A 5063-nucleotide genomic window follows, 5' to 3' on the forward strand; every position below is an offset into this window, starting at 1 on the left:
GCCCGCGGCAACGCGCTGGTACGGGCCATGCTCACCGGAAGCTGGACGGAGCGGCTCCCCGAGCCCGCCCGCCCCGGTCTGCCCTCCACCTCCACCGTGCCCGCGCAGCGCCGGGCCGACGGGCCGCTGCCCGCACCCGGAGACTTCCTGCGGATGGTGCGCGACCGGGCCGTGGCCGTCCTCGCCGCACCCGGCACCCCCGCGTCCGACACCGCCCGGCTGGCCTTCGCCTGCGAACTCGCCCTCCGCCTCGGCCTGTCCTGCGTGGCGGCCCCGGCCGACGAGGGCGGCACGGGGGCGCTCGTCCACCACGCCCTGCACCGGGACTTCGAGAGTTAGTGCGCCGACCCCGACAGCTGGAGACCGATCACACCGACGATCACCAGGGAGATGGAGACGATCTTCAGGGTGGAGACCAGGTCGCCGAGGAAGACCATGCCGTAGATCGCCGTGCCCGCCGCGCCGATGCCGGTCCACACCGCGTAGGCCGGGCCGACGTCGAGCTTCTTCAGGGCCAGGGTCAGCAGGCCGAAGCTGCCGAGGGCGAAGGAGGCGAAGGCGATGGTCGGCCAGAGCCGGGTGAATCCGTGGGACAGCTTCAGGCACACGGCGAAACCGGTCTCCAGAAGCCCGGCGACGATGACCAGCAGCCACGCCATGCGCTGTCCTCCCGTAGGTCCGGATCTCCGGCTCGGTGCGATTATGCACTTACCGAACGCGCACCCCGGCAAACCACGCGAGCCTCAGTCGCCCTCCCTGCGCTCCCTGGTCGCCAGCAGCCGGCGCAGCGAGTACAGCCGGGCCTGGCGCGCGTGCCCCTCGGCCACCCAGGCGTCCAGCGCGCAGTCCGGTTCGTCGTGGCTGCACGCGCGCGGGCAGCCGGCCGTCCCCGGCACCAGGTCCGGGAAGGCGTTGATCACCCGCGAGGGGTCGATGTGCGCCAGCCCGAAGGACCGTACGCCCGGTGTGTCGACCACCCAGCCGGTGCCGCCGCCGAGGGGGAGCGCCAGCGCGGAGGTCGTGGTGTGCCGGCCCCGGCCGGTCACCGCGTTGACATGGCCCGTCGTACGCCGGAGATCCTCCGGCACCAGCGCGTTGACCAGGGTGGTCTTGCCGACGCCGGAGTGGCCGACGAACGCCGTTGTCTTCCCGTCCAGCTGCTCGCGGACCCGGTCGGCGGCGTCGCCGTTCTCCAGCTCCTCGCGGCTGGTCACCACATAGGGGATGTCCAGATCGCCGTACAGCTCCAGCAGCTTGTCCGGGGAGGCCAGGTCCGACTTGGTCAGGACCAGCAGGGGCGTCAGGCCGCCGTCGAAGGCCGCGACCAGGCAGCGGTCGATCAGCCGGGGGCGGGGCTCGGGGTCCGCGAGGGCGGTGACGATGGCGAGCTGGTCGGCGTTGGCCACCACGACGCGCTCGTAGGGGTCGTCGTCGTCGGCGGTGCGGCGCAGCAGGGAGGAGCGCTCCCCGATGCGCACGATCCGCGCGAGGGTGTCCTTCTGGCCCGACAGGTCACCCACCAGCGAGACCCGGTCGCCCACCACGGCCGCCTTGCGGCCCAGCTCGCGGGCCTTCATGGCGGTGATCGTCCGCCCCTCGACCAGGCAGGTCAGCCGGCCCCGGTCGACGGTGAGGACCATGCCCTCCGCCGCGTCCTCGTGCTTGGGCCGGATGTTCGTCCGCGGGCGGTTGCCCTTGCGGTTGGGACGCGTGCGGATGTCGTCCTCGTCGGTGTGCTTGCCGTAGCGGCGCATGATCTCGTCCCGCCCGTCAGTTACCGAGCATCCCGGCCCACAGCTCGGGAAAGTCCGGGAGGGTCTTCGCCGTCGTCGCCACGTTCTCGATCCGCACCCCCGGCACGGCCAGTCCGATGATCGCGCCCGCCGTCGCCATCCGGTGGTCGTCGTAGGTGTGGAACACACCGCCGTGCAGCGGACGCGGGCGGATGTGCAGGCCGTCGGCGGTCTCGGTGACGTCGCCGCCGAGTTCGTTGATCTCCTTGGTGAGCGCGGCCAGCCGGTCCGTCTCGTGCAGCCGGAGGTGGGCCACGCCCCGCAGGGTGGACGGGGAGTCGGCGAGGGCGGCGACCGCGGCGATGCCGGGGGTCAGCTCGCCGACGTCGCCCAGGTCCACGTCGATGCCGTGCACCGCGCCGGAACCGGAGAACACCAGCCCGTACTCGGTCAGCTCGCAGGAGCCACCCATCTCGGTGAAAATCTCCCGCAGCCGGTCACCCGGCTGGGTGGTGCGCTCCGGCCAGTCCGGGATCGTCACCTTGCCGCCGGTGACCAGGGCGGCCGCCAGGAACGGCTGGGCGTTGGACAGGTCCGGCTCGACCGTCAGGTCCCGGCCCAGCAGCGCGCCCGGCGTCACCCGCCACACGTTCGGCTCGCCGCCGGCCTCCGGGGTGTCGACCTGGGCGCCGACCGCGCGCAGCATGTCCACCGTCATCCGGATGTGGGGGAGCGAGGGCAGGGTCGCACCGGTGTGGCGGACCTCCACACCCTGGTTGAAGCGCGGCGCGGACAGCAGCAGCGCCGAGACGAACTGGGACGACGAGGACGCGTCCACCGACACCGGGCCGCCCTCCAGCGCCCCGCCGCCGTGCACGGTCAGCGGCAGCGCGCCCCGGCCGTCGTCGTCGATCCGGGCGCCCAGAACCCTGAGCGCGTCGATGACGCCGTGCAGCGGGCGCTCGTAGGAGCGGGGATCGCCGTCGAAGCGGACCGGCCCGTCGGCCAGCGCGGCGACCGGCGGCAAGAAGCGCATGACCGTGCCCGCGTTGCCGACGTCCACCGTGGCCGGACCGCGCAACTCCGTCGGCAGCACCCGCCACGCCTCTCCGGAGCCGTCCGGGCCGACGCCCTCCTCGATCTCCACGCCCATCGCGCGCAGCGCCCCCGCCATCAGCAGGGTGTCCCGCGAGCGCAGCGGACGGCGCAGCCAGCCCGGCTCGGAGGCGAGGGCCGCCAGCACCAGGGCCCGGTTGGTGACCGATTTGGAACCGGGCACGTGGACCGTCGCGTCGACGGCTCCGGTCGCGTGCGGGGCGGGCCAGAGGGCGGTGTGAGCGGGGTTCACGGTCATGCGCCCCACTTTAGTGGCTGGGACCGCACCCAGATCTTGATCGAACCCGCCCGGCGGCGGCTCAGAGCCGCAACAGCCACTGCCCGCCGCCGATCAGCGAGCACAGCGACACCGCGTGGAACAGGAACAGCCACAGCCCGGCCGGCACATGGGTGAGCCGGGACAACTGGTCCGCGTCCGAGTCCCCGGCGCCGCCCCGCCTGCGCTTGGCCTGCAGCTCGAAAGGCGGACGCACCCCGCCCAGCAGCAGGAACCACACCACCGCGTACGCGAACGCCGCCTGCACCTGCGGTCCGGCCAGCCACGACACCAGCAGGAAGGCCCCACCGGTCAGCACCACGGTCAGCACCCCGTAGGCGTTGCGGATCATCACCAGCATCGCCAGCAGCAGGGCGGTCGCCACCCACAGCAGCAGGGTGATGCGCCCGGCGGCCAGCAGCGCGGCCCCACCGAGCCCGAGCAGCGAGGGCGCGGTGTAGCCCGCGGCGGCCGTGAGGATCATGCCGAGCCCGTACGGCTTGCCCCGGCTGACCGTGAGGCCGCTGGTGTCGGAGTGCAGCCGTATCCCGGTCAGCTTCCGGCCGGTGACGAGCGCGACCAGTCCGTGGCCGCCCTCGTGCGCGATGGTGATCGCGTTCCGGGCCACCCGCCACACCGGGTGCGGGGCGACCACGGCGAGCGCGGCGGCCAGGGTGGCGAGGACCACCCACAGGTCGGGACCGGGCTGGGTGCCGCTGAGCCGGTCCCAGAGGTCGGGCAGCGCGGTGGTCGTGTTGCTGTCCATGTCTGCGGGTGGCTCCCTGTCGTCGGACGGACTCTGGCACTGTGGCTGGTATGTGCGGACGGTATGCGGCCAGTCGTAGCCCAGAGGATCTCGCGGGAGTCTTCGACGTCGAGGTGGGGGTCCCCCTTGCCCCCGCGGAAGGGGGTGACCGTACCCCGGAACCCGAGGAGACCCTGGCGCCGGACTACAACGTGGCCCCGACCAAGGAGGTCTACGCGGTCCTGGACCGTCCGCTGAAAGACGCCGCCGACAGGCGTCCGGTTCGCCAGCTGCGCCGGCTGAAGTGGGGACTGGTGCCGTCCTGGGCCAAGACGCCCGAGGGCGCCGCCCGGATGATCAACGCCCGCGCGGAGACCGTGCACGAGAAGCCGGCCTACCGCCGCGCCTTCGCCGCCCGCCGCTGCATCCTGCCCGCCGACGGCTACTACGAGTGGGTCACCGGGGAGCAGGAGCGCGATCTGGAGGTCGAGGGCAAGAAGAAAAGGGCGCGCAAGCAGCCGTACTTCGTGACCCCCGCCGACGGCTCGGTGTTCGCCATGGCCGGGCTGTACGAGTTCTGGCGCGACCGCACCCTGCCCGACGACCACCCCGGCGCCTGGTGGGCGACCTGCTCGGTGATCACCACCGAGGCCGAGCAGGGTCCGCTGGCCGTCGCCCCCGCCGAGGGCCCCGGCTCGCTCGCCGACATCCACCCCCGGATGCCCCTGATGCTGACCCCGGACCGCTGGGACGCCTGGCTGGACCCCGCCCGCACCGACCCCGAGGAGCTGCGGGAGCTGCTGGCCCCGCCGCCCGGGGGCCTGATGCGGGCCTACCCGGTGTCGACGGCCGTCAGCAACGTCCGCAACAACGGCCCGGAGCTGCTGAAGGAGCTGGAAGGGCCGGAGGAGGGCACACTCTTCTGACGTGAGCCCCACTTCCGCCGATGTGACCGAGACCGTCGAGACCGAGGCCGGGACCGCGCGCGTCACCTGGCACCACGCGCCCGAGCCCCGCCTCGTCCTGGCCGTCGGCCATGGCGCCGGGGGCGGCATCGAGGCCCGCGACCTCCAGGCGCTGGCCGCCGCCCTGCCCGCGCACGGGGTGAGCGTCGCCCTGGTCGAACAGCCCTGGCGGGTGGCCGGGCGCAAGGTGGCCCCCGCGCGGAAGACGCTGGACACCGGCTGGCGGGGCCTGTGGCCCGCGCTGACCC

The 5063-nt window shown here is 73.5% G+C and carries 5 protein-coding genes and 2 pseudogenes; 3 read left to right on the forward strand and 4 right to left on the reverse strand.

The window, feature by feature from the left end:
* Positions 1-339 (forward strand): annotated as a pseudogene (locus GT030_RS18820) (TetR/AcrR family transcriptional regulator); the annotation flags it as partial.
* Here GT030_RS18820 and GT030_RS18825 read toward each other — a convergent pair.
* The 4 genes from GT030_RS18825 to GT030_RS18840 form a co-directional block, all read right to left on the reverse strand.
* On the reverse strand, positions 336-659 hold the full coding sequence (locus GT030_RS18825; protein ID WP_086693118.1) for a multidrug efflux SMR transporter: 324 nt from the start codon (positions 657-659) through the stop codon (positions 336-338). The pseudogene GT030_RS18820 and the gene GT030_RS18825 overlap by 4 nt on opposite strands.
* An 84-nt stretch (positions 660-743) precedes the next feature.
* A complete protein-coding gene (gene rsgA / locus GT030_RS18830) occupies positions 744-1754 on the reverse strand; it encodes a ribosome small subunit-dependent GTPase A (RefSeq protein WP_161202082.1) in 1011 nt (336 codons plus the stop codon).
* A gap of 16 nt (positions 1755-1770) precedes the next feature.
* Positions 1771-3087 (reverse strand): 3-phosphoshikimate 1-carboxyvinyltransferase, encoded by a 1317-nt coding sequence (gene aroA, locus GT030_RS18835; RefSeq protein ID WP_161202083.1) that lies wholly within the window; start codon positions 3085-3087, stop codon positions 1771-1773.
* Between the two features lie 61 nt (positions 3088-3148).
* Entirely contained in the window at positions 3149-3871 is a 723-nt protein-coding gene (locus GT030_RS18840; protein ID WP_161202084.1) for a M50 family metallopeptidase, read from the reverse strand.
* A 50-nt stretch (positions 3872-3921) separates the two neighbouring features.
* Between GT030_RS18840 and GT030_RS18845 the strand changes: the two genes are divergently transcribed.
* Together GT030_RS18845 and GT030_RS18850 are read left to right on the forward strand one after the other, a co-directional pair.
* Positions 3922-4776, forward strand: coding sequence for an SOS response-associated peptidase (locus tag GT030_RS18845; RefSeq protein ID WP_161202085.1), 855 nt, complete (start codon positions 3922-3924; stop codon positions 4774-4776).
* A 22-nt stretch (positions 4777-4798) separates the two neighbouring features.
* Positions 4799-5063, forward strand: a pseudogene (locus tag GT030_RS18850) (hydrolase); the annotation flags it as partial.

This window comes from Streptomyces sp. SID1328 (genome assembly GCF_009865595.1).
Classification (GTDB): domain Bacteria; phylum Actinomycetota; class Actinomycetes; order Streptomycetales; family Streptomycetaceae; genus Streptomyces; species Streptomyces griseoluteus.